19 protein-coding genes are annotated in these 21,256 nt (G+C 67.8%); 13 read left to right on the top strand and 6 right to left on the bottom strand.

The window, feature by feature from the left end; all coding sequences use genetic code 11:
• Positions 1–92 precede the first annotated feature (92 nt).
• Positions 93–1,016: a LysR family transcriptional regulator gene (locus tag P7644_RS01190; protein ID WP_404301189.1), complete on the top strand. Its 924-nt coding sequence runs from the start codon at positions 93–95 to the stop codon at positions 1,014–1,016.
• A 27-nt stretch (positions 1,017–1,043) separates the two neighbouring features.
• Here the strand turns inward: P7644_RS01190 and P7644_RS01185 are convergent, their stop codons facing one another.
• From P7644_RS01185 to P7644_RS01165, 5 genes are all read right to left on the bottom strand, one after another.
• Positions 1,044–2,252: an acetyl-CoA C-acetyltransferase gene (locus P7644_RS01185; RefSeq protein ID WP_404301188.1), complete on the bottom strand. Its 1,209-nt coding sequence runs from the start codon at positions 2,250–2,252 to the stop codon at positions 1,044–1,046.
• Between the two features lie 126 nt (positions 2,253–2,378).
• On the bottom strand, positions 2,379–3,668 hold the full coding sequence (locus tag P7644_RS01180; protein WP_404301187.1) for an acetyl-CoA hydrolase/transferase family protein: 1,290 nt from the start codon (positions 3,666–3,668) through the stop codon (positions 2,379–2,381).
• On the bottom strand, positions 3,665–4,462 hold the full coding sequence (locus P7644_RS01175; protein WP_404301186.1) for an enoyl-CoA hydratase/isomerase family protein: 798 nt from the start codon (positions 4,460–4,462) through the stop codon (positions 3,665–3,667). The genes P7644_RS01180 and P7644_RS01175 overlap by 4 nt, the downstream gene beginning before the upstream one ends.
• 81 nt (positions 4,463–4,543) lie before the next feature.
• A complete protein-coding gene (locus P7644_RS01170) occupies positions 4,544–5,437 on the bottom strand; it encodes a MaoC/PaaZ C-terminal domain-containing protein (protein ID WP_404301185.1) in 894 nt (297 codons plus the stop codon).
• Positions 5,438–5,447: 10 nt separating this feature from the next.
• Positions 5,448–6,365, bottom strand: a complete 918-nt coding sequence (locus P7644_RS01165) for an SDR family NAD(P)-dependent oxidoreductase (protein ID WP_404301184.1) — start codon at positions 6,363–6,365, stop codon at positions 5,448–5,450.
• Between the two features lie 181 nt (positions 6,366–6,546).
• On the opposite strand from P7644_RS01165, the gene P7644_RS01160 reads away from it, so the two are divergent.
• The 7 genes from P7644_RS01160 (at position 6,547) to P7644_RS01130 (ending at position 14,558) form a co-directional block, all read left to right on the top strand.
• Positions 6,547–7,443: a MaoC family dehydratase N-terminal domain-containing protein gene (locus P7644_RS01160; RefSeq protein WP_404301183.1), complete on the top strand. Its 897-nt coding sequence runs from the start codon at positions 6,547–6,549 to the stop codon at positions 7,441–7,443.
• Between the two features lie 69 nt (positions 7,444–7,512).
• Entirely contained in the window at positions 7,513–8,679 is a 1,167-nt protein-coding gene (locus P7644_RS01155) for an acyl-CoA dehydrogenase family protein (RefSeq protein WP_404301182.1), read from the top strand.
• 10 nt (positions 8,680–8,689) lie between these two features.
• Complete coding sequence (locus tag P7644_RS01150) at positions 8,690–9,871, top strand: CaiB/BaiF CoA transferase family protein (protein WP_404301181.1); 1,182 nt, start codon at positions 8,690–8,692, stop codon at positions 9,869–9,871.
• A 49-nt stretch (positions 9,872–9,920) separates the two neighbouring features.
• Entirely contained in the window at positions 9,921–11,285 is a 1,365-nt protein-coding gene (locus tag P7644_RS01145) for an MmgE/PrpD family protein (RefSeq protein WP_404301180.1), read from the top strand.
• 90 nt (positions 11,286–11,375) lie between these two features.
• Positions 11,376–12,374 (top strand): tripartite tricarboxylate transporter substrate binding protein BugD, encoded by a 999-nt coding sequence (locus P7644_RS01140; protein ID WP_404301179.1) that lies wholly within the window; start codon positions 11,376–11,378, stop codon positions 12,372–12,374.
• A gap of 12 nt (positions 12,375–12,386) precedes the next feature.
• Entirely contained in the window at positions 12,387–13,256 is an 870-nt protein-coding gene (locus tag P7644_RS01135; protein ID WP_404301178.1) for an HpcH/HpaI aldolase/citrate lyase family protein, read from the top strand.
• Positions 13,257–13,370: 114 nt separating this feature from the next.
• Positions 13,371–14,558, top strand: coding sequence for an MFS transporter (locus P7644_RS01130; RefSeq protein ID WP_404303270.1), 1,188 nt, complete (start codon positions 13,371–13,373; stop codon positions 14,556–14,558).
• Between the two features lie 44 nt (positions 14,559–14,602).
• Here P7644_RS01130 and P7644_RS01125 read toward each other — a convergent pair whose 3' ends face one another.
• Positions 14,603–15,388 carry an IclR family transcriptional regulator C-terminal domain-containing protein gene (locus P7644_RS01125; protein WP_404301177.1) on the bottom strand — a complete coding sequence of 262 codons (786 nt, stop codon included), beginning with the start codon at positions 15,386–15,388 and terminating at the stop codon, positions 14,603–14,605.
• A 228-nt stretch (positions 15,389–15,616) separates the two neighbouring features.
• Between P7644_RS01125 and P7644_RS01120 the strand changes: the two genes are divergently transcribed.
• Genes P7644_RS01120 through P7644_RS01100 form a run of 5 tightly spaced genes read left to right on the top strand, consistent with a single transcriptional unit; the run spans position 15,617 to position 21,242 of the window.
• Positions 15,617–16,600, top strand: a complete 984-nt coding sequence (locus tag P7644_RS01120) for a Bug family tripartite tricarboxylate transporter substrate binding protein (protein WP_404301176.1) — start codon at positions 15,617–15,619, stop codon at positions 16,598–16,600.
• A 19-nt stretch (positions 16,601–16,619) separates the two neighbouring features.
• Positions 16,620–17,543: an SDR family oxidoreductase gene (locus P7644_RS01115; protein ID WP_404301175.1), complete on the top strand. Its 924-nt coding sequence runs from the start codon at positions 16,620–16,622 to the stop codon at positions 17,541–17,543.
• A 6-nt stretch (positions 17,544–17,549) separates the two neighbouring features.
• Positions 17,550–18,437, top strand: coding sequence for a MaoC/PaaZ C-terminal domain-containing protein (locus P7644_RS01110; RefSeq protein ID WP_404301174.1), 888 nt, complete (start codon positions 17,550–17,552; stop codon positions 18,435–18,437).
• Between the two features lie 54 nt (positions 18,438–18,491).
• Positions 18,492–20,033 (top strand): acyl-CoA synthetase, encoded by a 1,542-nt coding sequence (locus P7644_RS01105; RefSeq protein WP_404301173.1) that lies wholly within the window; start codon positions 18,492–18,494, stop codon positions 20,031–20,033.
• A 48-nt stretch (positions 20,034–20,081) separates the two neighbouring features.
• Positions 20,082–21,242, top strand: coding sequence for an acyl-CoA dehydrogenase family protein (locus P7644_RS01100; RefSeq protein ID WP_404301172.1), 1,161 nt, complete (start codon positions 20,082–20,084; stop codon positions 21,240–21,242).
• The last annotated feature ends 14 nt before the right edge of the window (positions 21,243–21,256 follow it).

Below are 21,256 nucleotides of genomic sequence, written 5' to 3'. Positions count from 1 at the left end.
TGGGAATTCACAAGAAATAGCCAGCGATGTTGATTTGCGCTCAACAATCAGCGTTTTCAACGCATGGGCTACAGCAAGCCCCGAAAGCTCGTATGGATCTGAATCTGGTGCGCATGTTCATTGCGATCGCGGAGTCCAGGAACCTCACCGACGCCGCGGAGCGCTCAGGCATGACGCGCTCCAATGTCTCGCGCCGCCTCAAGGCGCTGGAGAGGGAGTACGGCGCACAGCTGCTGCGCCGCACGACGAAGCACGCGGAGTTGACGCAGGCCGGACGCCTCCTTTACGGACACTGCCAGCAGGCCATGAACGAGCTACAGGATGCGCGGCGCAAGATCGAGCAGATGCACCAGACCGTGAGCGGCGAGATACGGGTGCGCATCCCCACCGGGCTCGGGCATTTCCATCTCAAGCCCCTGATCCTGCAGTTCTGCAGAAACTACCCGGAGCTCCAACTGCGCCTGGTCATCAACGACCAGATCCACGATCTGGTGGCATCCAAGGTCGACCTGGCGATCCACATCACCTCCGCGCCCTTGAACGATCATGTTGCGACCAAGGTGTGCGACATCCGCTGGTGCCTGGTATGCACGCCGGAGTACCTGCAGCAGCACGCACTGCACGTGCACCAGCCGGCGGACCTGAAGCATGCCCGGCTGATCACGCCATTGGCGCTGGGCCAAAGGCTTGAGTTCACCGGACCGGACGGCCCAGGCACGGTGCTGGTACAGCACAGCGCCGCCATTCAGTCGGGCGACTACCAGTTCCTGTTCAACGCCGCGTCGCAGGGCTTGGGCATCGCATTGCTGCCCAGTTATGCCGTATGCGAAGCGGTCGGGCGCGGCAGCCTGGTGCGCGTGCTGCCGCGGCATGCGGTCAAGGGGGTGGGCAATGCGCTGTACGTCGTGCGGGCATCAAACCGCCAGCCCTCGGCCGCCACGGTGGCTTTCATCGATTTGCTGACCACATCCATCCGCGCCATGGCGCCGCAGTGGGACCTGCACGATGCGCCGTGATGCGGCGGCGCATGTCGCGCAACGGCATCACACGCGCTCGAACACCGCCGCAATCCCCTGCCCGCCGCCGATGCACATGGTTTCCAGGCCATAGCGGCCCTGGCGGCGCTGCAGCTCGTGCAAGAGCGTGGCCAGGATGCGCACGCCGGTGGCGCCGATGGGGTGGCCCAGCGAGATACCCGAGCCGTTGACGTTGAGCTTGTGCTCAATCGCGCCCTGGTCCTGCCATTCCCAGCCCTTGAGCACGGACAGCACCTGGCAGGCAAAGGCCTCGTTCAACTCCACCAGATCCATGTCGTCGATCTTCAGGCCCAACCGCGCCAGCAGCTTTTGCGTGGCGGGCACCGGGCCTATGCCCATGTGCGAGGGCTCGCAGCCCGCGGCGGCCCAGCCCACCAGCGTGGCCATGGGGGTCAGGCCCAGCTCGGCCAGCTTGTCCTCGGCCACGATCAGGCAGGCGGCCGATGCGTCGTTTTGCTGGCTGGCATTGCCGGCCGTGACGGTGCCGTTGGGCATCAGCACGCGCAGCTTGCCCATGCTGTCGGCCGTGGCGTCGGCGCGAAAGCCTTCGTCCTTGCTGAAAACAACGGGGTCGCCCTTGCGCTGGGGTACCGTGACAGGGACGATCTCGTCGGCGAAGCGGCCGGCGGCCCAGGCGGCGGCGGCGCGCTGGTGGCTGCGCACGGCGAAGGCGTCGGCCTCGTCGCGGGTGATGCCGTAGTCACGCGCCAGGTTTTCGGCGGTTTCGATCATGCCGCTGATCTTGCCGAAGCGCTCCACCGGCTGCGAGCGCTCGCGGCCGCGGTCCAGGCGGTCGAAGAAGCGCACATTGCCCGAGCGCGCGCCCCAGCGCATGTCGGTGCTGTAGTACTCGATGTTGCTCATGCTCTCCACACCGCCGGCGATGACCACGTCGGCAGCGCCGCTTTGCACCATCATCGACGCGGTGACGATGGCCTGCAGGCCGCCGCCGCAGCGCCGGTCCAGCTGCATGCCCGGCACCGACACCGGCAGGCCCGCCTGCAGCGCGGCCCATCGGCCCACACAAGGCACCTCGCTGTTGGCGTAGGACTGGGCCATGACCACGTCGTCGATGCGTGCGGGGTCGATGCCACTGCGCTCGACCACGGCGCGCACGGTGGTGGCGGCCAGCTCTTCCACAGGCACGGGGCGCAGGCTGCCGCCAAAGGTGCCGACGGGGGTGCGAACAGGGGTGACGATGGCGGCTCTGCGCATGCTGGTTCTCCTTGGGATATAGATAAAAAAGGCTTCAAACGCTTATCTGACAAACGTTAACAGCTATCGTTTTTCGGTGTCATTCCGGCCTTCGCCGGAATGACGGAAATTTCAGGCATGGCGCCATCAGGCATGCCCAAATGCGGCGCCACAGCGGCGTAGCAGTTCATGGGCCTGGCGCTCCAGGTCCTCGCGGTGTTCGGGGGCGGCGATGTCGATCAGCCGGCGCACGCGGCGCGACAGGGTCTGGCCGCGCAGATCGGCCACGCCGTGCTCGGTGACGATCAGGCCCGCGTCGCTGCGCGGCGTGCTGACCGGGCCGGCCAGCTGCGCCACGATGCGCGTCTTGCCCTTGGCCGTGGCGGGCAGCGCGACGATGGGCAGGCCGCCTTTGCTGCGGGCCGCGCCGCGCAGGAAGTCCACCGCGCCGCCCACGGCACCCACATACACGCCAGCGGCCACCTCGGCGTTGATCTGGCCGGTCAGATCCACCTCGATGGCGGCGTTGATGGCGGCCAGCTTGTGGCTGGCGGCCAGCACCTCGGGGTTGTGCGTGTAGTCGGTGCCGCGCAGTTGCAGCGCCGGGTTGCGGTGCGCCCAGCGGCGCAGCTTGCCGCTGCCCATCAGGATGCCGCCAATGCCCACGCCGGTGTCCAGGCTCTTCTTCGCATTGGTCAGCACGCCGGCCTCGGCCAGGGCCGCCACGCCGTCGCCCACCGCGCCACTGTGCAGGCCCAGGTCACGGTGGCTGTGCAGCGCGGCCAGCACGGCCTCGGGCAGGTTGCCCACGCCCAGCTGCAGCGTGGCGCCGTCTTCGATCAGGGCGGCGATGTGGCGCGCAATGGCCTGCTCGGCCGGACCGGGGGCGCCGCGGCTTTGCTCCAGCGGCGGGTGTTGGGCGGCTATCAGCAATGCAAAGTCGCTGGCCTGCAGGTGCAGGCCGCCGTGCGTCCAGGGCACGTCCGGGTGGACCTCGCCGATCACCACGCGCGCCCGCCCGATCGCGGCAGGCAGGTATTCCTGCACCTGGCCCAGGCTGTAGCGGCCTTGTTCATCGGGCGGGGATACCTGCAGCAGCACCACGTCGGCGGGCAGTACGCCCGTGCCGATCAGGCCCGGCAGGTGCGAATAGTGGCTGGGCAGGATGTCCAGCACGCCGGCATCGGCCAGGCTGCGGTGCGGCCCGCCCGCGGCGTAGCCAAAAAAGTCGAGCACGTCGGCCTGCTCGGGCGCGAGCGTGTCCGATGCGCCCATGCCCACGAACACGCGCAGCCGCCCACCCTGCGCCAGCGCATGGCGGTGCTGCACCACGGCGCGCGTGAGCGTGAGCGGCTCGGCCGTGGCCTGGCCCCACCACAGGGTGTCGCCGGGACGGATCAGGTCCTGCAGCTGGCGGGCCAGATCGTGTTCGCTCATGCCGGCTTGTCCCAGTCGAAGCGCAGCGGCTCTTTGTCCTTGAACCGGCGCACCGCGTCCTGGTGGTAGTCGGAGCCACGGCACAGGGACTGGGCGTAGGACTCCAGTTCGGCCATGGCGTGGGCGTCCAGCTCGAAGGCCTGGTTCATCACGGTCTTGGCCATGCCGATGGCGGCAGTGGAGGCCGCGCCAAAGCGGCGCGCCAGGGCCTGTGCGGCCGCGGTCAGTGCGGCGGCGTCTTCCACGATGTCGAACACCATACCCAGCTGCCTGGCTTCTTGCGCATCCACGGTGCGGGCGGTAAAGACCAGCTCCTTGGCCCGCTGCTGGCCCACGATGCGCGGCAGCAGACGCATCACGCCCAGGTCGGGCACCAGGCCGATGCGGCCGAACACGGCGCAGAACTTGGCGCGGCGCGTGGCCAGCACAAAGTCGGCCGCCAGCGCCAGGCCCAGGCCGGCGCCAAAGGCCGGGCCGTCCACGGCGGCGATGACGGGCTTTTCCAGGTCCACCAGTTCAGGAAACCACTGGTGCAGCTCGCGCATGCCTTTGCGAAAGGTCAGGCCGGTGCGGCTGGTGTCGAGCATGGCCGAGATGTCGCCGCCCGAGCAGAACGCACCGCCCGCGCCGGTGAGGATCACGGCATGCACGCTGGCATCGTCACGCATCTGCGCAATGGCCGCGGCCAGGGCCGGGCGCATGGCCTGGTTGAGCGCGTTGCGCGCCTCGGGGCGGTTCAGGGTGATGGTGCCTATGCCGTCCTGCACGGCGGTCAACACGGGGGATTCGCTCATGGCGTACTCCAGGGAATATTTATAACAAAAATGAGCTTTAGCGCTTACCTATAAAGCGCCAAAAGCTCATTTTTTAATAGCTCAAACCAGCTCGGCGTAGCCGTGGCTCAGCACCACGATGCCGCGCTCGGCCACGCGGGCGCGCAGCTGCAGCTGCCCCGGCTGGCCGGGTACGCGCCAGATCTCGGTGACCAGGGTCTCGCCGGGGTAGACCGGCGAGGCAAAGCGGATGTCCAGCGCCTTGAGCCGCGCCGGGTCGCCGCCCGCGCACTGGCGCAAGAGCGCATGGGCCACCAGGCCGTAGCTCGCCAGCCCGTGCAGGATGGGGCGCTCGAAGCCCGCCTTGGCCGCCACGGCCGGGTCGGCGTGCAGCGGGTTGTAGTCGCCCATCAGGCGGTAGAGCAGCGCCGCCTCGGGGCGGATGGCCTGGGTGTCGCTGAAGTCGGGCGCGCGATCCTGCGGCGTGGGCTGCAGCGCGGGCAGCGGCGCGTCGCTGGGCTGGCCGCCCCCCCGCTGGCTGTAGCCGCCGTCGCCGCGCAGAAAGGTCACCTGCTGCAGCGTGGCCAGCAGCTCGCCGGCCTGGGTTTCCAGGCGCCGCTCGGTGATCAGGATGGCGCCCTTGCCCTCGCCCTTGTCGATCAGGTGGGTGATGCGGCTCTTGCCCACCACCTCGCAGTCGGCGGGCAGCGGCTGGTGCCAGCGCACGCGCTGTTCGCCATGCAAGAGCTTCACCCAGTCGATGCCCGTGTCCGGCTCGCGCGCCCAGAAGCCGGGGTAGCCCAGCACCACGGCCTGCGTGGGCAGGGCGCGCAGGCCGCCTTCCAGGCCCTCGTAGACGAAGGGCAGCGCCGTCGCGTCGAGCGGGTCGTTGCCCAGGCCCAGGCTGAGCGCATACAGCATGGTGTCGCGCTCGGTGTAGTGCTGGTGCACGGGCGCGAAGGCCCGGTTCTTCAGATGCTGGTAGTCGATGGCCATGCGCCGGTCCTTAGACGGGATCCCAGCTGAACACGTCGCCCGAGCGCTCCATGGGCACGAACGAGGCCTTGAGCGCGGGCATGCCGTGCTCGGCGATGAACTCGGGCGTCCAGCCCTCGCTGCGGTGCACCGAGCGCAGCGGGCGCGGCTGGCTCATCAGGAAGATCTCGTTGTTGCGCACGGCAAACACCTGGGCGTTCACGTCCTTGGCCTGGTCGGACAGCAGGTACACGGCCAGCGGAGCGATCTTGTTGGGCGTCATCTGCTGGATCTTGGCCACGCGCGCCTGCTGCTCGGGCGTGTCGGTGGGAATGGAGCCGATCATGCGGCTCCAGGCAAAGGGCGCGATGCAGTTGGAGCGCACGTGGAACTTCTGCATGTCCAGCGCGATGGACTTGGACAGCGCCACCAGGCCCAGCTTGGCCGCGCTGTAGTTGGCCTGGCCGAAGTTGCCGATCAGGCCCGAGGTGGAGGTCATGTGCACGAAGGCGCCGCTCTCCTGCTCCTTGAAATGGTTGGCGGCCGCGCGCGCCATGTAGTAGCTGCCGTACAGGTGCACCTTGAGCACGGCGTCCCACTCGTCCAGGCTCATCTTGTGAAAGAACCGGTCGCGCAGGATGCCGGCATTGTTCACCACGCCGTCGATGCGGCCGAAATGGTCCAGCGCGCATTGCACGATGCGGCCGGCGGCCGGGCCTTCAGCCACGCTGTCCATGTTGGCCACGGCCTGGCCGCCGGCGGCCTTGATCTCTTCGACCACCTTCTGCGCGGGGCCGGCGTCCGTGCCCTCGCCCGTGGTCGAGGTGCCGATGTCGTTGACCACCACCTTGGCGCCCGCCGCCGCCAGGGCCAGGGCCATGTCGCGCCCAATGCCGCCGCCCGCGCCCGTGACCACCACCACCTTGTCCTGCACCATCTTCTGCGCCATGTCCGTCATCCTTCGGTTTCGTTGTCGATAAGCGCGCAAGCATGAACCCAAAGATGCGCCGGCGCCATTCGGCAATCGCTAGGCCGGGCTTTCGCTGCATGAAAGCAGGCCGGGGGCTTCATGGGCTCCAAAGACACGCTTTCAGAAACGTGGATTGCGCGAGCGCGCGCCAGCCCCGACGATGGCGGCCATGACAGACACCACCACCATAGACGCCACCCTGCTGGCCCACCTGCAGACCTGGCAGGGCAAGAGCGAGGCCTTGTGCGACAGTTTCACGGTCATGCCCGTGGCCGCGCTGTCGGCCACGCTGGACCGCGACGACCCACGGCCCGCCATCGGCACCGTGGTGCCGCCGCTGTGGCACTGGCTGTACTTTTTGCCGCTGGCACGCGCCAGCGAGATCGGGCCCGACGGGCACCCCAGGCGCGGCGGCTTCCTGCCGCCCGTGCCGCTGCCGCGCCGCATGTGGGCCGGCGGGCGCCTCTCCTGGGAGCCGGCCAACCCGCTGTGCGTGGGCCAGCAGGTGCAGCGCCGCTCGACCATCCAGTCCGTCAAGCACAAGGCCGGCCGTTCGGGCGAGCTGCTGTTCGTGCAGGTCGAGCACCAGTACCACAATGCCCGCGGCCTGGCGCTGACCGAGGAGCACGACATCGTCTACCGCTCCGCCGCCCAGCCCGGCGACCCGGCGCCGGCGCCACAGCAGCCCCCGCTGGCCGGCCAGCAGGCCTGGTCGCGCAGCATCGTGCCCGATGACGTGCTGCTGTTCCGCTATTCGGCGCTGACCTTTAACGGCCACCGCATCCACTACGACCGCAAGTACGTGACCGAGGTCGAGGGCTACCCCGGCCTGATCGTGCATGGCCCGCTGATCGCCACGCTGCTGCTGGACCTGCTGCGCCGCGAGCTGCCCCAGGCCCAAGTGGCGCGCTTCGACTTCCGCGCCGTGCGTCCCACCTTCGACCTGCACCCGTTCAGCGTGCATGGCAAGCCCTCCGCCGACGGCAAAACCATCGAGCTGTGGGCCCAGGACCACGAGGGCTTCCTCACCATGCAGGGCACGGCCACACTGGCCTGATCACTCCTTAATTAATAGCTAACAGCGCTTGATGGACGGGCGCTGGAACCATAAAACACTGGAAACACAATGATCCAACACACCGGCTCCGACAACCACCACGAGATCCGCGACGCGATCCGCGCGCTGTGCGCCGAGTTCCCCGACGAATACTTCCGCAAGGTGGACGAGCAGCGCGCCTACCCGGCGGAGTTCGTCGACGCGCTCACCAAGGCCGGCTGGATGGCCGCGCTGATCCCGCACGAGTACGGCGGCTCGGGCCTGGGCCTGACCGAGGCCAGCGTGATCATGGAGGAGATCAACCGCTGCGGCGGCAACTCCGGCGCCTGCCACGGCCAGATGTACAACATGGGCACGCTGCTGCGCCATGGATCGAAGGCGCAGAAGGAGAAGTACCTGCCGAAGATCGCCAGCGGTGAATGGCGCCTGCAGTCCATGGGCGTGACCGAACCCACCACCGGCACCGACACCACCAAGATCAAGACCAGCGCCGTGAAGAAGGACGGGCGCTACGTGGTCAACGGCCAGAAGGTCTGGATCAGCCGCGTGCAGCACAGCGACTTCATGATCCTGCTGGCGCGCACCACGCCGCTGGCCGAGGTGAAGAAGAAGAGCGAGGGCATGTCCATCTTCATGGTGGATCTGGCCGAGGCGCAGAAGAAGGGCCTCACCGTGCGCCCCATTCCCAACATGGTGAACCACGAGACCAACGAGCTGTTCTTCGAGGATCTGGAGATCCCCGAGGAGAACCTGATCGGCGAGGAGGGCAAGGGCTTCAAGTACATCCTCGATGGCCTGAATGCCGAGCGCACGCTGATCGCCGCCGAGTGCATCGGCGACGGCTACTGGTTCCTGGACCGCGTGACCAACTATGTGCGCGACCGCCAGGTGTTCGGCCGCCCCATCGGCCAGAACCAGGGCGTGCAGTTCCCGATCGCCGACGCCTTCATCGAGGTCGAGGCCGCCAACCTGATGCGCTGGAAGGCCTGCGAGCTGTTCGACAAGCACGAGCCCATGGGCGCCCAGGCCAACATGGCCAAGTACCTGGCGGCCAAGGCGTCGTGGGAGGCGGCCAACGCCTGCCTGCAGTTCCACGGCGGCTTCGGCTTCGCCTGCGAATACGACGTGGAGCGCAAGTTCCGCGAGACGCGCCTGTACCAGGTGGCGCCGATCTCGACCAACCTGATCTATTCGTACGTGGCCGAGCACATCCTGGGTCTGCCCCGCTCGTTCTGAGGTGCACGCCATGACCCGCCCCCTCGACGGCATCACCGTCATCTCGCTCGAACACGCCGTCGCCGCGCCGTTTGCCACGCGCCAGCTCGCCGACCTGGGCGCGCGCGTCATCAAGGTGGAGCGCCCCGGCAGCGGCGACTTCGCGCGCGGCTATGACCAGCGCGTGCGCGGCCAGTCGTCGCACTTCACCTGGATCAACCGCAGCAAGGAAAGCCTGGCGCTGGACGTGAAGCACCCCCAGGCCAAGGCCGCGCTGCTGCAACTGCTGAAGACCGCCGACGTGCTGGTGCAGAACCTGGCGCCCGGCGCCGCCGCGCGCATGGGGCTGTCATATGAGGCCTTGAAGGCGCACAACCCGAAGCTCATCGTCTGCGACATCAGCGGCTATGGCGCCGACGGCCCGTACCGCGACAAGAAGGCCTATGACCTCTTGATCCAGAGCGAGGCGGGCTTCCTGTCGGTGACGGGCACGCCCGAGACGCCGTCCAAGTCCGGCATCTCGGTGGCCGACATCGCCGCCGGCATGTATGCCTACAGCAACATCCTCTCGGCCCTGCTGCTGCGCGGCAAGACCGGCGAGGGCAGCCATATCGACGTGTCCATGCTCGAAGCCATGGGCGAGTGGATGGGCTACCCGATGTACTACGCCTTCGACGGCGCCCCGCCGCCGCCGCGCACCGGCGCCTCGCACGCCAGCATCTACCCCTATGGGCCGTTTGCGGCCGGCGACGGCGGCACGGTGATGCTGGGCCTGCAGAACGAGCGCGAGTGGCAGGCCTTCTGCGAGGCCGTGCTGCAGCGCCCCGAGGTGGCCACCGATGCGCGCTTCTGTTCCAACGCCAAGCGCAATGCCAACCGCGACGCGCTGCAGGCGCTGATCCTGCAAGTCTTTGCCGATCTGACCGCGGCCCAGGTGGTCGAGCGGCTGGAGGTGGCCGGCATTGCCAACGCCCGCGTCAACGACATGGCCGACCTGTGGGCGCACCCGCAACTCCAGGCGCGCCAGCGCTGGAGCGAAGTGGACTCCCCCGTGGGCCGCATTCCGGCCCTGCTGCCGCCGGGCGTGAACAGCGCCTTCGACTACCGCATGGATGCCGTGCCCGCCGTGGGCCAGCACAACAGCGCCATCCTGGCCGAGCTGGGCTGGAGCGCCGAGCAGATCGACGCGCTGCAGACCCCACAAGCCATTTGATTAATAAACATAGCTGGTAACGCTTACCCCGTCTGCCTTGGAGCCCAAAATGAAGCAAGAAACCGCCGTTGCCATCCACCCCCTGGCCCAGTTCGCCGCCCAGCTGCAATGGAGCGATGTGCCCGAAGCCGTACAGCGCCGCACCGAAGACCTGTGGGTGGACTGGTTCGGCTCCGTGCTCGCCGGCTGCAAGGCGCGGCCCGTGGCCAGCATCACGCGCTTTGCGCTGTCGCAAGGGCCGGCGCAAGGCCCCAGCGAGGTCATCGCGCATGGCGCCAGCAGCTCGCCCATGATGGCGGCGCTGGCCAACGCCGCGGCCAGCCACTTTGCCGAACAGGACGACGTGCACAACGGCTCGGTGTTCCACCCTGCCGCCGTGGTCTTCCCGCCCGCGCTGGCCGTGGCGCAGCAGATCGGCGCCAGCGGCGCCGAGCTCATGGCGGCCTGCGTGGCGGGCTACGAGGTCGGCATACGCGTGGGCGAATTCCTGGGCCGCAGCCACTACCGTATCTTCCACACCACGGCCACGGCCGGCACGCTGGCCGCCGCCGCCGCCGTGGGGCGCCTGCTCAAGCTCACGCCCGCGCAGATGCAGCATGCCTTCGGCTCGGCCGGCACGCAGTCGGCCGGGCTGTGGGAGTTTTTGCGCACCGCCGCCGACAGCAAGCAGCTGCACACGGCGCACGCCGCCACCGCCGGCCTGATGGCGGCCCACCTGGCCCAGGACGGCTTCACGGGCGCACAGGACATCTTCACCGGGCCGCAGGGCCTGGCGGCCGGCATGTCCACAGACTCCAACCCGGCCAAGCTGACCGACGGCCTGGGCACGCGCTGGGCCACGGCCGAGACCAGCTTCAAGTGGCATGCCTCGTGCCGCCACACGCACCCGGCGGCCGATGCGCTGCAGCAGGTGATGCGCGAGCATGGCCTGGCGCCCGCCGACATCGCCCAGGTGACCTGCCATGTGCACCAGGGCGCCATCGACGTGCTGGGCCCCGTGGTCTCGCCCGCCACGGTGCACCAGAGCAAGTTCTCCATGGGCACGGTGCTGGCATTGGCCGCACGTTTTGGCCATGCGGGTTTGACCGAATTCGACGCCGAGTACCTGGCCCCGGACACTGTGATGTTGCGCGAGAAGGTGCGCATGGAGCTGGACGCCGAAGTGGACGCCGCCTACCCGCAGCGCTGGATCGGCAAGGTCACCGTGCAGACCACGGACGGCCGCCAGCTGCATGGCAGAGTCGATGAGCCCAAGGGCGACCCCGGCAACACCCTCTCGCGCGACGAGATCACTGCCAAGGCGCTGCGCCTGGCGGCCTATGGCGGCGCGGTGCAAGCTGCGCAGGCCGAGGCGGCCGTGCAGCGTCTGTGGCAAGTGCAAGCGTGGCCGCGGGTGGAGAACCTGCTGGCCTGATCCACGGTCGTGACGGGTGCCGCCACGATCGGCAACCCACTGGGGGCGCAAGCTGCGCCCCATTCGTCACAAGCAACGAGGAGATACCGCATGACTGCCCCCCGCCCCCTGATTTCCCGGCGCACCATCGCCAGCGCCTGTGCCCTGCTGTCCCTGGGCCTGGCCGGCGCGGCCCAGGCCGCCTGGCCCGACAAGCCCGTCACCCTGGTCGTGCCCTACAGCGCAGGCGGCCCCACCGACGTGGTCGCGCGCCTGCTGGCCGTGCCCATGGGCCAGTCCCTGGGGCAGACGGTGGTGGTGGAAAACACCGTGGGCGCGGGCGGCACCATCGCGCCCAACCGCGTGGCCAAGGCGAAGAACGACGGCTACACCATCCTGATCCACCACATGGGCATGGCCACGGCGCCGGCGCTGTACAAGAAGCTGCCCTACGACCCGCTCAAGGACTTCGAGTACATCGGCCAGGTGCTGGACGTGCCCATGACGCTGCTGTCGCGCAAGGACTTCCCCGTAAGCACCTTCCCCGAGCTGCTGGACTACGTGAAGAAGAACCAGGACAAGGTGTCGCTGGCCAACGCGGGCATAGGCGCCGTGTCGCAGCTGTGCGGCATGCTGCTCATGCACCAGATCGGCGTGAAGCTGACCACCGTGCCCTACAAGGGCTCGGGCCCGGCCATGAACGACCTGATGGGCGGCCAGGTGGATCTGCTGTGCGACCAAACCACGCAGACCGCCCCCGTGATCCAGGACGGCAAGCGCGCCAAGGTGTTCGGCGTGACCACGCCGCAGCGCCTATCGTCCATGCCCAGCATCCCCACGCTCGATGAGCAGGGCCTCAAGGGCTTTGACGTGAAGGTGTGGCACGGCATGTACGCCCCCAAGGGCACGCCCAAGGAAGTGATCGACCAGCTCAACAAGGCGCTGAACGCGGCCATCAAGGACGAGACCGTGAAAAAACGCATTGCCGAGCTGAGCTCCGACCTGGCCTCTGCCGACAAGGCCACGCCCGAGGGCCTGCGCAAGCACCTGGAGGCCGAGGTGGCGCGCTGGGACAGGGTCATCAAGGCGGCAGGCGTGAGCGCCGACTGAAGGAAAGCATCCATGTCCAATCTGCTGGCCCAGGCCTGCTCCTTTCTTTTCGTTCCCGCCACGCAGCCCGAGCGTTTACCGAAGGCCCTGGCCAGCGGCGCCGACATGGTGATCGCCGACTGGGAGGACGCCGTGGCGCCGGCCGACAAGCCGGCGGCGCGCGCCGCCCTGATACAGGCCGTGGCCGCGCTCGACGGCGCGCAGCGCGCGCGCGTGCTGGTGCGCATCAACGCCGAGGGCACGCCCTGGTTTGCCGATGACCTGCAGGCCCTGGCGCAACTCATGGCGCAGGGCCTGGCCGGCGCCGTGGTGCCGAAGGCCGAGAGCATCGCCACCCTGCAGACCGTGGCCCAGGCCGCAGGCCCGCAGGCAGCGCTGCTGGCGCTGGTGGAGTCCGTGCCCGGGCTGTACGCCGTGGACGCGCTGGCGACCGCGCCGCAGGTGGCGCGCCTGGCCTTTGGCCATCTGGACTTCCAGGTCGATGCCGGCATGGCCTGCGGCGCGGACGAGGCCGAGCTGCTGCCCATGCGCATGGCCGTGGTCCTGGCGGCGCGGCGCGCCGGCATGGCCGCGCCGCTGGACGGCGTGACGGTGGACACGCGCAATCCCGAGCGCATGGCCGTTGATGCGGCGCGCGCGCGCCGCATGGGCTTTGGCGGCAAGCTGTGCATACACCCGGCGCAGGTGCCGGTGCTGCACGCCGCCTTCGACCCCGACGAAGCCAGCGTGGCCCACGCGCGCCGCGTGCAGCAGGCCCTGCAGGAGGCCGGCGGCGGCGTCTGCGTGCTCGATGGCCGCATGGTGGACGCGCCCGTGCTGGCGCAGGCGCGCCAGACCCTGGAGCGCCACGCACGGGCGCTGCGGCGCCAGTCCGGCCACTGAAGCCCAGACAGTCTCACGCGCCCGGAACGCGCCGGGCGCGCGCCACAATTTCCCGTGACCGCATCTCCTACGCCTCCCCCACCCGTTCCCTCCCGTACGCACCCGCTGTGGGTGATGCTGCTGGCGCTGCTGTCGGGCTTTGCCCTGAGCCAGTCCTACCGCACCATCACCGCCATAGTGGCCCAGGGTTTGCAGCAGGATTTCGGCCTGTCGGCCTCATCGCTGGGCGCGTTTGCCGGCCTGTTCGGCCTGTCGTTCGGCGTGGCGCAGCTGCTCATGGGCATTGCGCTCGACCGCTACGGCCTGCGCGCCGTGGTGCTGGCGTCCGCCCCGCTGTCCATCGCCGGTGCCGCGCTGTCGGCGCTGGCGCCCGGCCACGGCTGGCTCATGGTGGGGCAGTTGCTGATCGGCGTGGGCTGCTCACCGGCCTTTCTGGCCTGCACGCTGTTCATTGCGCGGCATTTCCCGGCGGAGCGCTTTGCGTTCTTCTCAGGCCTGTGCCTTGGCATGGGCGGGCTGGGCCTGCTGTTCACGGGCACACCCATGGCCTGGGTGGTGCAGCACTGGGGCTGGCGCACGGGCTTTGGCCTGCTGGCGGCCCTGAGCGCGCTGTCGTGGCTGCTGATCTTTGCGCTGGTGCACGAGCCCGCATCGCCCGATGCGCCGCCGCGTGCGCAGGAAAGCTGGGGCCAGGCCCTGCGCGGCTTTGCCGCGCTGTTCACCCTGCCCCACACCTGGGGCATCCTGGCGCTGGGCATGTCCAGCTACGCGGCCTTTCTGTCGCTGCGCGGCCTGTGGCTGGGGCCGCTGCTCATCGAGCGCTATGGCTTTTCCCTCGTGGACACGGGCAACGTGGCCCTGGTGCTGTCCTTCATCGCTCTGTTCACGCCCGGCGCGTTTGGCCGCGTGGACCCCGGCCCCCTGCGGCGGCGCGCCTGGGTGGCCAATGGCTCGCTGCTGATGGCGCTGCTGTTCGTGCTCATGGCCCTGCTGCACCATGCCAGCGCCACGGTGGGGCTGATGATCGCCATGGCGCTGCTGTCGGGCTACAGCGTGCTGCAATACACCGACGTGCGCAGCTCCTACCCCAGCGAGCTGACCGGGCGCGCCCTGTCGCTGTTCACCATGGCCATGTTCCTGGGCGTGGCGCTGATGCAATCGCTGACCGGCGTCGTGGCGGGCTGGGCCGCGGTACTGGATCTGGAGCCCTACCGCGCGGTGCTGCTGGCGATTGCCGCCTGGCTGGCGCTGGCCTCGCTGGCGTTCAGGTTTCTGCCCTCTTCGCCCCTGTTACGGCGTTGAGCGGCAGCGTGCAGGCCAGCCCTGCACCGCGGTTGGCCCAGGGGTCACAGCACCGGCGCCAGGAAGCTCGGCGCCAAACCGGACAGTTGCTCGGCCGCGGAGCGCAGGGTGGGCAGTATCTCCCGCTCGGCGCGTGCGCGGTCGAAATCAGACATCAACAGACTCACGCCCAGCGCAGCCACCACCTTGCGGCGCTCATCGTAAACGGGCAGCGACAGCCCGCTGACATGCGCGTCATATTCCCCCTCGACCCAGGCATAGCCTTGCTGGGCAATGAGTCCCAACTCATGGCGCAGCCCGGCGGGGTCCGTCTGCGTCTGCCCGGTGAGTGGGCGCAGAGCCGTCTGGCTGAAATACTGATCTTGGTAGTCGGCACTCTGATAGGCGAGCAATACGCGACCGGGCGCCGTGGCATAGGCCGGTAGCCGGCTGCCCATTCCCAGGTGCGGCGACATCACCTTGGTCGATGGAATGCGCAGCACGAACACCACCTCGTTGCCCTGCATCACGGCCAGCACGCAGGACTCGCGCAGCTGCAGGCACACGGTTTCCAGCACCCGTTGGGCGTGCCCCCAAAAGGGCTGCGATGTCAGGTAGGTCAAGCCCAGGCTGAGCACCTTGGGGGTGAGCCGAAAGCCCTTGTCGGGCGTCGGGCAGGCGTAGCCCAGTTCGCACAGCGTCAACAAGATGCGCCGCGCCACGGTGCGCGGCAGCTGCGTGTCCTGCGCGATCGAGCTGACCGTGTGCGCACCGGTGTGCCCCATGGCTTCGATCACGCGCAGGCCGCGTGCAAACGAGCGAACAAAACCCTCACTGTCGGGAGTGGCCATGGTGGTGTTTCTTTCTTTTCCTCAAGGAAGGCGTGCAGCGCAAGCATGGCGCATTTGCTGCGATCTGAGAGAGGGGGTTCATGGGAAACGAAGCCCCCAGGGGCTGAAAGAAGGGGGTTTTATGGTTGACATGATGTTTTTTTCGGCCTGTAATGACCGTTAAGCGAATTTATAAATCCGCTTAGCGGACAAACCGAATCGTACAGCAACAAACAAGGAGACAAAACCATGTGGACCAGGATTTTTCAGCTGGGTGCGCCGGTGATTGCGGCCGTGTCGTTGGCCTTGCCACTGTCCGCTCACAGCCAGGGCGAGGTTTTCAAGGCCACCAAGGCCATGCACATCGTGGCGCCCAGTTCACCGGGCGGCATCCTGGACCAGACCAGCCGGCTGGTGGCCAAGGCGCTCACCGACATCGTCGGCCAGCCGGTCATCGTCGATAACCACCCGGGGGCCGGCGGCACCATCGGCATCCAGACCATGCTGCGCGCCGAGCCCGATGGGCATACCCTGGTGATGGGCAGCCTGGGGCCCAATGCCGCCAACTACACATTGCAGGAAAAACTGCCCTACACGGCCGCCGACATGACGGCGGTGATCCGCGTGCTGTCCATGCCCGACGTGGTCGTGGTCAACCCCAAGCTGCCGGTGAAAAGCATTGCCGAGCTCAAGGCCTACGCACAAAACAACCCCAATGGCGTGTCCATGGCGGTGTCCACCAGCGGTTCGTCCGGGCACTTGGCGGGCGCGATGCTGAATCAGCGCGCCGGCATCAAGGCGGTCGAGGTGGTGTACCGAGGCGCATCGCCGGCACTCACCGATCTGGTCGGAGGGCAGGTGGATTACATGGTGGACAACCTCATCACCGCCCTGCCCCTGGTGCGCGCAGGCAAGCTGCGCGCCATTGCGGTCACGACGCGTGAGCGCAGCGTGGAGTTGCCCGACACCCCCACGCTGATGGAGCTGGGCTACAAGGATTTCGACGTGTCGGTATGGCTGGGCCTGTTCGTATCGTCCAAGACGCCGGCGGCCACGGTGCAGGCCTTGAACACGGCGCTCAACAAGGCGCTGTCCGATCCCCAGGTGCAAAAAACCATAGCACAGCAAGGCGGCACGGCGACTGGCGGCAGCAGCAAGGAATTTGCCGATTTTGTACGCAATGAAACCACGCGCTGGGCCGAGGTGATTCGCGCCGGCAACATCAAACCCTGAGCGCACAGAAGGACTGAAGATGAATACACAAGCACGCCCCATGCAGGGCAAGGTGGTGGTGGTCACGGGAGCTGGCAATGGCATCGGCCGGGCCACCGCCCTGCTGCTGGCGGCGCAAGGCGCCAGCGTCGTGGTCAATGACCTGGGAGCCAGTGGCAGCGGCGAGGGCAGCGATGCCGGGCCGGCGCAGAAAGTGGTCGATGAAATCACGGCGGCCGGGGGGGTGGCGGTGGCCAACACCGACAGCGTGGCCACACCCGAGGGGGCCAACGCCATCATCGGGACGGCGATCACACGCTTCGGCCGCATCGACGGCGTGGTGAACAACGCCGGCATCCTGCGCGACCGGATTTTTCACAAGATGAACCGTGAGGAATGGCAGGCCGTGATCGATGTGCACCTCAACGGCAGCTACTACGTCAGCCGCGCCGCGGCGCCGTATTTCAAGGATCAGGAAGGCGGCGCCTACGTGCACATGACGTCCACCTCGGGCCTGGTCGGCAATTTCGGCCAGGCCAATTACGCCGCGGCCAAACTGGGGATTGCCGCGCTGTCCAAGTCGATAGCGCTGGACATGGCGCGCTTTCACGTGCGTTCCAACTGCATTGCGCCCTTTGCGTGGAGCCGTCTGATCGGCACCCTGCCCAGCGAGACCGAGGCCGAGAGAAAACGCCTGGAGCGCATGCAGTCGATGAAGCCCGAACAGGTGGCGCAGGTCGCGGCGTTCTTGCTCGGCGACGCGGCCCGGAACGTCAGCGGGCAAATCTTTGCTGTGCGCGGCAACGAGGTCATGGTCATGAGCCAACCACGCCCGGTGGCCTCGGTGCACAGCGGCGTGGGTTGGGACGCACAGTCGCTGGCCGATCGCGCCATGCCTGCGCTCCAGCGCGCCTTCACACCGCTGGAGCGCTCCCCTGAAGTGTTCAACTGGGACCCCGTCTGATCCGCCATGGCCATCCACTACCCCAGCCTGCGCCAATGGCAGATCGCCGACCAGCGCAATCACTATGACGAAACCGACTGCATCCGCTACGCACTCAGCCTGGGCATGGGAGCAGATCCGATGGATGAAGCGGACCTGCGCTACGTCTTTGAAGGCGATGGCAGCGCGCCGATGGCCGTCATGCCCACGCTGCTGTCGGTGGTGGGCGCGCCGGGCGCCTGGGCGACGGCCCCCGGCACGGGCATCGACTGGATGCAGATCCTGCACGGTGAGCACCGCATGCGCTTTCACGCGCCGCTGGCGCCCCGCGCGCAGGTGCTGAGCCAGACTTCCGTGAGCCACGTCGTGGACAAGGGCGCGGGCAAGGGGGCGCTGGTGGTCACGCGGCGCAGCGCCAGCGATGCGGCCACCGGTCAGCTGCTGGCGACGGTGGAGCATGTGTCCTTTTGCCGCGCCGACGGTGGTTTTGCTACGGCGCAGCACCCGGGCGACGCGCCCCTGCCCGCCTTGCCCGCCGTCCCACAGCGTGAGCCGGACGCCAGTTGGGACATGCCCACCTTGCCCAGCGCCGCCTTGCTGTACCGCCTCAACGGCGACCGCAACCCCATCCACGCCTCGCCTGCCGCGGCCAGAAAGGCCGGATTCGAGCAGCCCATCCTCCATGGCCTGTGCACCTACGGCATGGCGGCGCGCGCCATCGTGCGCCTGGCCTGCGGCAACGACGCCGGCCGGCTGGGCAGCATCGCCGCGCGCTTTTCGGCGCCGGTGGTGCCTGGCGATACCTTGACGGCCCAGCTCTGGCATGAAGAGGGTCAGGTGCGCTTTGCGGTCTGGGCCAAGGAGCGCCGGCGCATGGTGCTCAGCCATGGCCTGGCGGACATCCTGAACGCCTGAGTTTTTTACCCATTTACGCCCCCAACGCCCCTGACCTGTCCGATGAGCCCCACGATGTCTCCCCTGGAAATCCATGCCCGACGCACACCGGATGGCGTGGCCTATCGCTTGATTCCCTCAGACCGCACCGTCACCTGGCGCGAGCTGGAGCTGCGCTCGCGCAAGCTGGCAGCGGCGATGCACGGCGCCGGGCTGCGCGCGGGCGACGGCATCGCGGTGATGCTGGAAAACCATCTGCGCTACTTCGAGATCCTGTGGGCCGCGCAGCGCAGCGGCCTGTACTACACGCCGATCAGCCGCCACCTCAAGACCGAGGAGGTGAGCCATATCGTGCGCGACTGCGGGGCGAAGATGTTGCTGTGCTCGGTGCAGACCCTGGCCGAGCTGGATGCCGAGGCGCTGCGCCAGCTGCCAACGCAATGCGTCGTGCTCGATGGCCCGCACGAAGGCTTCATCGAATATGAATCGCTGATCGGCGCCCAGAGCGACGACGTGGTGATCGATCAACGCATGGAAGGGCTGGATTTCTGCTATTCCTCGGGAACCACCGGCCTGCCCAAGGGCATCAAGCGTCCGCTGGCGGAGGCCGGCAAGCATTTCGCGAGCAAGGGCAATGCGCGCACGCACTGGAAGGACTTCGACGAGGCCTCCGTCTATCTCTCGACCGCGCCCTTCTATCACACGGCCCCGGTGCGCTGGAACATGGCGGTGATGCGCGCCGGCGGGCAGTGCGTGATGATGGAGAAGTTCGATGCCGAGCTGGCGCTGCAGACCATCGAGCGCTACCGGGTCACGCATGGCCAGTGGGTGCCCACCATGTTCATCCGCCTGCTGCGCCTGCCCGACGCGGTGCGGGCACGCCATGACCTGTCCAGCATGCGCTACGCGATCCATGCGGCGGCGCCCTGCCCGGTCGAGGTCAAGGAGCAGATGATCGCCTGGTGGGGCCCCATCCTGTACGAGTACTACAGCGGCACCGAGCTGGTGGGACGCACCTCGCTGGATTCGCACGAGTGGCTCACGCACAAGGGCTCGGTCGGCAGGGCCGAAATCGGCCGGGTGCATATCGTCGGCGCGGACGGCCAGGAGCTCGGACCGGGAGACAACGGCGTGGTCTACTTCTCTGGCGGCCCACGGTTCGAATACCACAACGATCCGCAAAAGACCGCGCAGGCGTACAACGAAAACGGTTGGGCCACGTACGGCGACATCGGCTACCTGGACGCGGAAGGCTATCTCTACCTGACCGACCGACTGGCCAACACCATCGTCTCCGGTGGCGTCAACATCTACCCGCAGGAAGCGGAGAACGTGCTGCACACCCATCCCGCGGTGGCGGACGTGGCCGTGATTGGCGTGCCCAACGCCGAATTCGGCGAAGAGGTGAAGGCGGTGGTGCAGTTGCAGCCGCCACACCAGGCCAGTGCGGCGTTGCAGGCCGAATTGATCGCGTATTGCCGCGACCGGATCTCGGCCCTCAAATGCCCGCGCAGCGTGGACTTTGTGGCCGCGCTACCCCGCGCCGAATCCGGCAAGCTGCTCAAGCGCCTGGTCAAGGCCCAGTACTGGGCTGGCGCGCAGCGCATCGCCCACTGATGGCAGGCGAGCACACAGACCCCCAATGAATTCCAAGGACAGCAAGGCATGACTTCGACCCAATCGCACGCCGGCAGCGCCCGCCCGATGTTCGGCGCAGACCATGAGCTCTACCGCAGCAGCGTCGCCCGCTTCATCGCCGACAAGATCACTCCGTCGCACGCCGAGTGGGAGCGCCAGGGGCTGGTGCCCCGTCAACTGTGGCGTGATGCCGGAACCGCGGGGCTGCTGCTACCCGGCATTTCCGAGGAGTACGGCGGTGGAGGCGGCGACTTCTTGTTCAGCGCCATCGTGGTCGAGGAAATCGCCCGGGCACTGGCGACGGGCGTGACCGGCTTCACCACGCATTCGGAAAACGTTGCGCCCTATCTGCTGGAATTTGGCAGCGAGGCGCAAAAGCGCGAGTTCCTGCCGAAGATGGCCAGCGGCGAGGTGGTGGGATCGCTCGCGATGACGGAGCCGGGCGCGGGCAGCGACCTCAAGGCCATTCGCACCACGGCCAGGGCGGTGGAGGGCGGGTTCGAGCTGACGGGCCAGAAAACCTTCATCACCAACGGCCACCATGCGGACCGCGTGATCGTCTTTGCCAAGACCAACCCCGAGGCCGGCGCGCGCGGCATCAGCCTGTTCTGGGTCGATGCCCGCAGCCCCGGCTTTTCGCGCGGCCGGGTGCTGGACAAGATCGGACAGCTGGCACAGGACACGGCGGAGCTGTTCTTCGACAAGGTCTTCGTGCCGGCCGACATGGTGATCGGCGAGCTCAATGCGGGTTTTGGCTACGCGATGAGCGGGCTGATCCGCGAGCGCCTGCTGATCGCGCTGCGCTGCGCCGTGGCGCTGGAGGTGGCGCTGGACTGGACCGTGGACTATGTGAAGCAGCGCCAGGCCTTCGGCCAAGCGCTGATCGACAACCAGTTCATCCGCTTCCGGCTGGCGGACATCAAGACCCAGGCCTGCGCCACCCGCGCGTTTGTGGACAGTTGCCTGGCGCAGTATCTGCAGGGCACGCTCACGGCCGATGGGGCCGCCATGGCCAAGCTGTGGGCCAGCGAGGCGACGCGCGCCATCGACGACTTGATGCAGTTCTTCGGCGGCTACGGCTATATGCGCGAATACCCCATCGCCCGCGCCTATGCGGACGTGCGTCCGAACCGGATTTACGGCGGTTCATCGGAAATCATGCGCGAAGTGATCGCGCGCAGCTTGTAAGCAATCAAAAGGAG

The sequence above is a fragment of the Alicycliphilus denitrificans genome, from assembly GCF_044792555.1.
Classification (GTDB): Bacteria; Pseudomonadota; Gammaproteobacteria; order Burkholderiales; family Burkholderiaceae_C; genus Alicycliphilus; species Alicycliphilus denitrificans_A.
This window is presented reverse-complemented; position numbering and strand designations above follow the sequence as displayed.

Excerpts from the sequence above, each read along its gene's own strand:
- P7644_RS01190 (WP_404301189.1), top strand. The coding sequence starts at position 93 with ATGGATCTGAATCTGGTGCGCATGTTCATTGCGATCGCGGAGTCCAGG.
- P7644_RS01185 (WP_404301188.1), bottom strand. The coding sequence starts at position 2,252 with ATGCGCAGAGCCGCCATCGTCACCCCTGTTCGCACCCCCGTCGGCACC.
- P7644_RS01180 (WP_404301187.1), bottom strand. The coding sequence starts at position 3,668 with ATGAGCGAACACGATCTGGCCCGCCAGCTGCAGGACCTGATCCGTCCC.
- P7644_RS01175 (WP_404301186.1), bottom strand. The coding sequence starts at position 4,462 with ATGAGCGAATCCCCCGTGTTGACCGCCGTGCAGGACGGCATAGGCACC.
- P7644_RS01170 (WP_404301185.1), bottom strand. The coding sequence starts at position 5,437 with ATGGCCATCGACTACCAGCATCTGAAGAACCGGGCCTTCGCGCCCGTG.
- P7644_RS01165 (WP_404301184.1), bottom strand. The coding sequence starts at position 6,365 with ATGGCGCAGAAGATGGTGCAGGACAAGGTGGTGGTGGTCACGGGCGCG.
- P7644_RS01160 (WP_404301183.1), top strand. The coding sequence starts at position 6,547 with ATGGCGGCCATGACAGACACCACCACCATAGACGCCACCCTGCTGGCC.
- P7644_RS01155 (WP_404301182.1), top strand. The coding sequence starts at position 7,513 with ATGATCCAACACACCGGCTCCGACAACCACCACGAGATCCGCGACGCG.
- P7644_RS01150 (WP_404301181.1), top strand. The coding sequence starts at position 8,690 with ATGACCCGCCCCCTCGACGGCATCACCGTCATCTCGCTCGAACACGCC.
- P7644_RS01145 (WP_404301180.1), top strand. The coding sequence starts at position 9,921 with ATGAAGCAAGAAACCGCCGTTGCCATCCACCCCCTGGCCCAGTTCGCC.
- P7644_RS01140 (WP_404301179.1), top strand. The coding sequence starts at position 11,376 with ATGACTGCCCCCCGCCCCCTGATTTCCCGGCGCACCATCGCCAGCGCC.
- P7644_RS01135 (WP_404301178.1), top strand. The coding sequence starts at position 12,387 with ATGTCCAATCTGCTGGCCCAGGCCTGCTCCTTTCTTTTCGTTCCCGCC.
- P7644_RS01130 (WP_404303270.1), top strand. The coding sequence starts at position 13,371 with ATGCTGCTGGCGCTGCTGTCGGGCTTTGCCCTGAGCCAGTCCTACCGC.
- P7644_RS01125 (WP_404301177.1), bottom strand. The coding sequence starts at position 15,388 with ATGGCCACTCCCGACAGTGAGGGTTTTGTTCGCTCGTTTGCACGCGGC.
- P7644_RS01120 (WP_404301176.1), top strand. The coding sequence starts at position 15,617 with ATGTGGACCAGGATTTTTCAGCTGGGTGCGCCGGTGATTGCGGCCGTG.
- P7644_RS01115 (WP_404301175.1), top strand. The coding sequence starts at position 16,620 with ATGAATACACAAGCACGCCCCATGCAGGGCAAGGTGGTGGTGGTCACG.
- P7644_RS01110 (WP_404301174.1), top strand. The coding sequence starts at position 17,550 with ATGGCCATCCACTACCCCAGCCTGCGCCAATGGCAGATCGCCGACCAG.
- P7644_RS01105 (WP_404301173.1), top strand. The coding sequence starts at position 18,492 with ATGTCTCCCCTGGAAATCCATGCCCGACGCACACCGGATGGCGTGGCC.
- P7644_RS01100 (WP_404301172.1), top strand. The coding sequence starts at position 20,082 with ATGACTTCGACCCAATCGCACGCCGGCAGCGCCCGCCCGATGTTCGGC.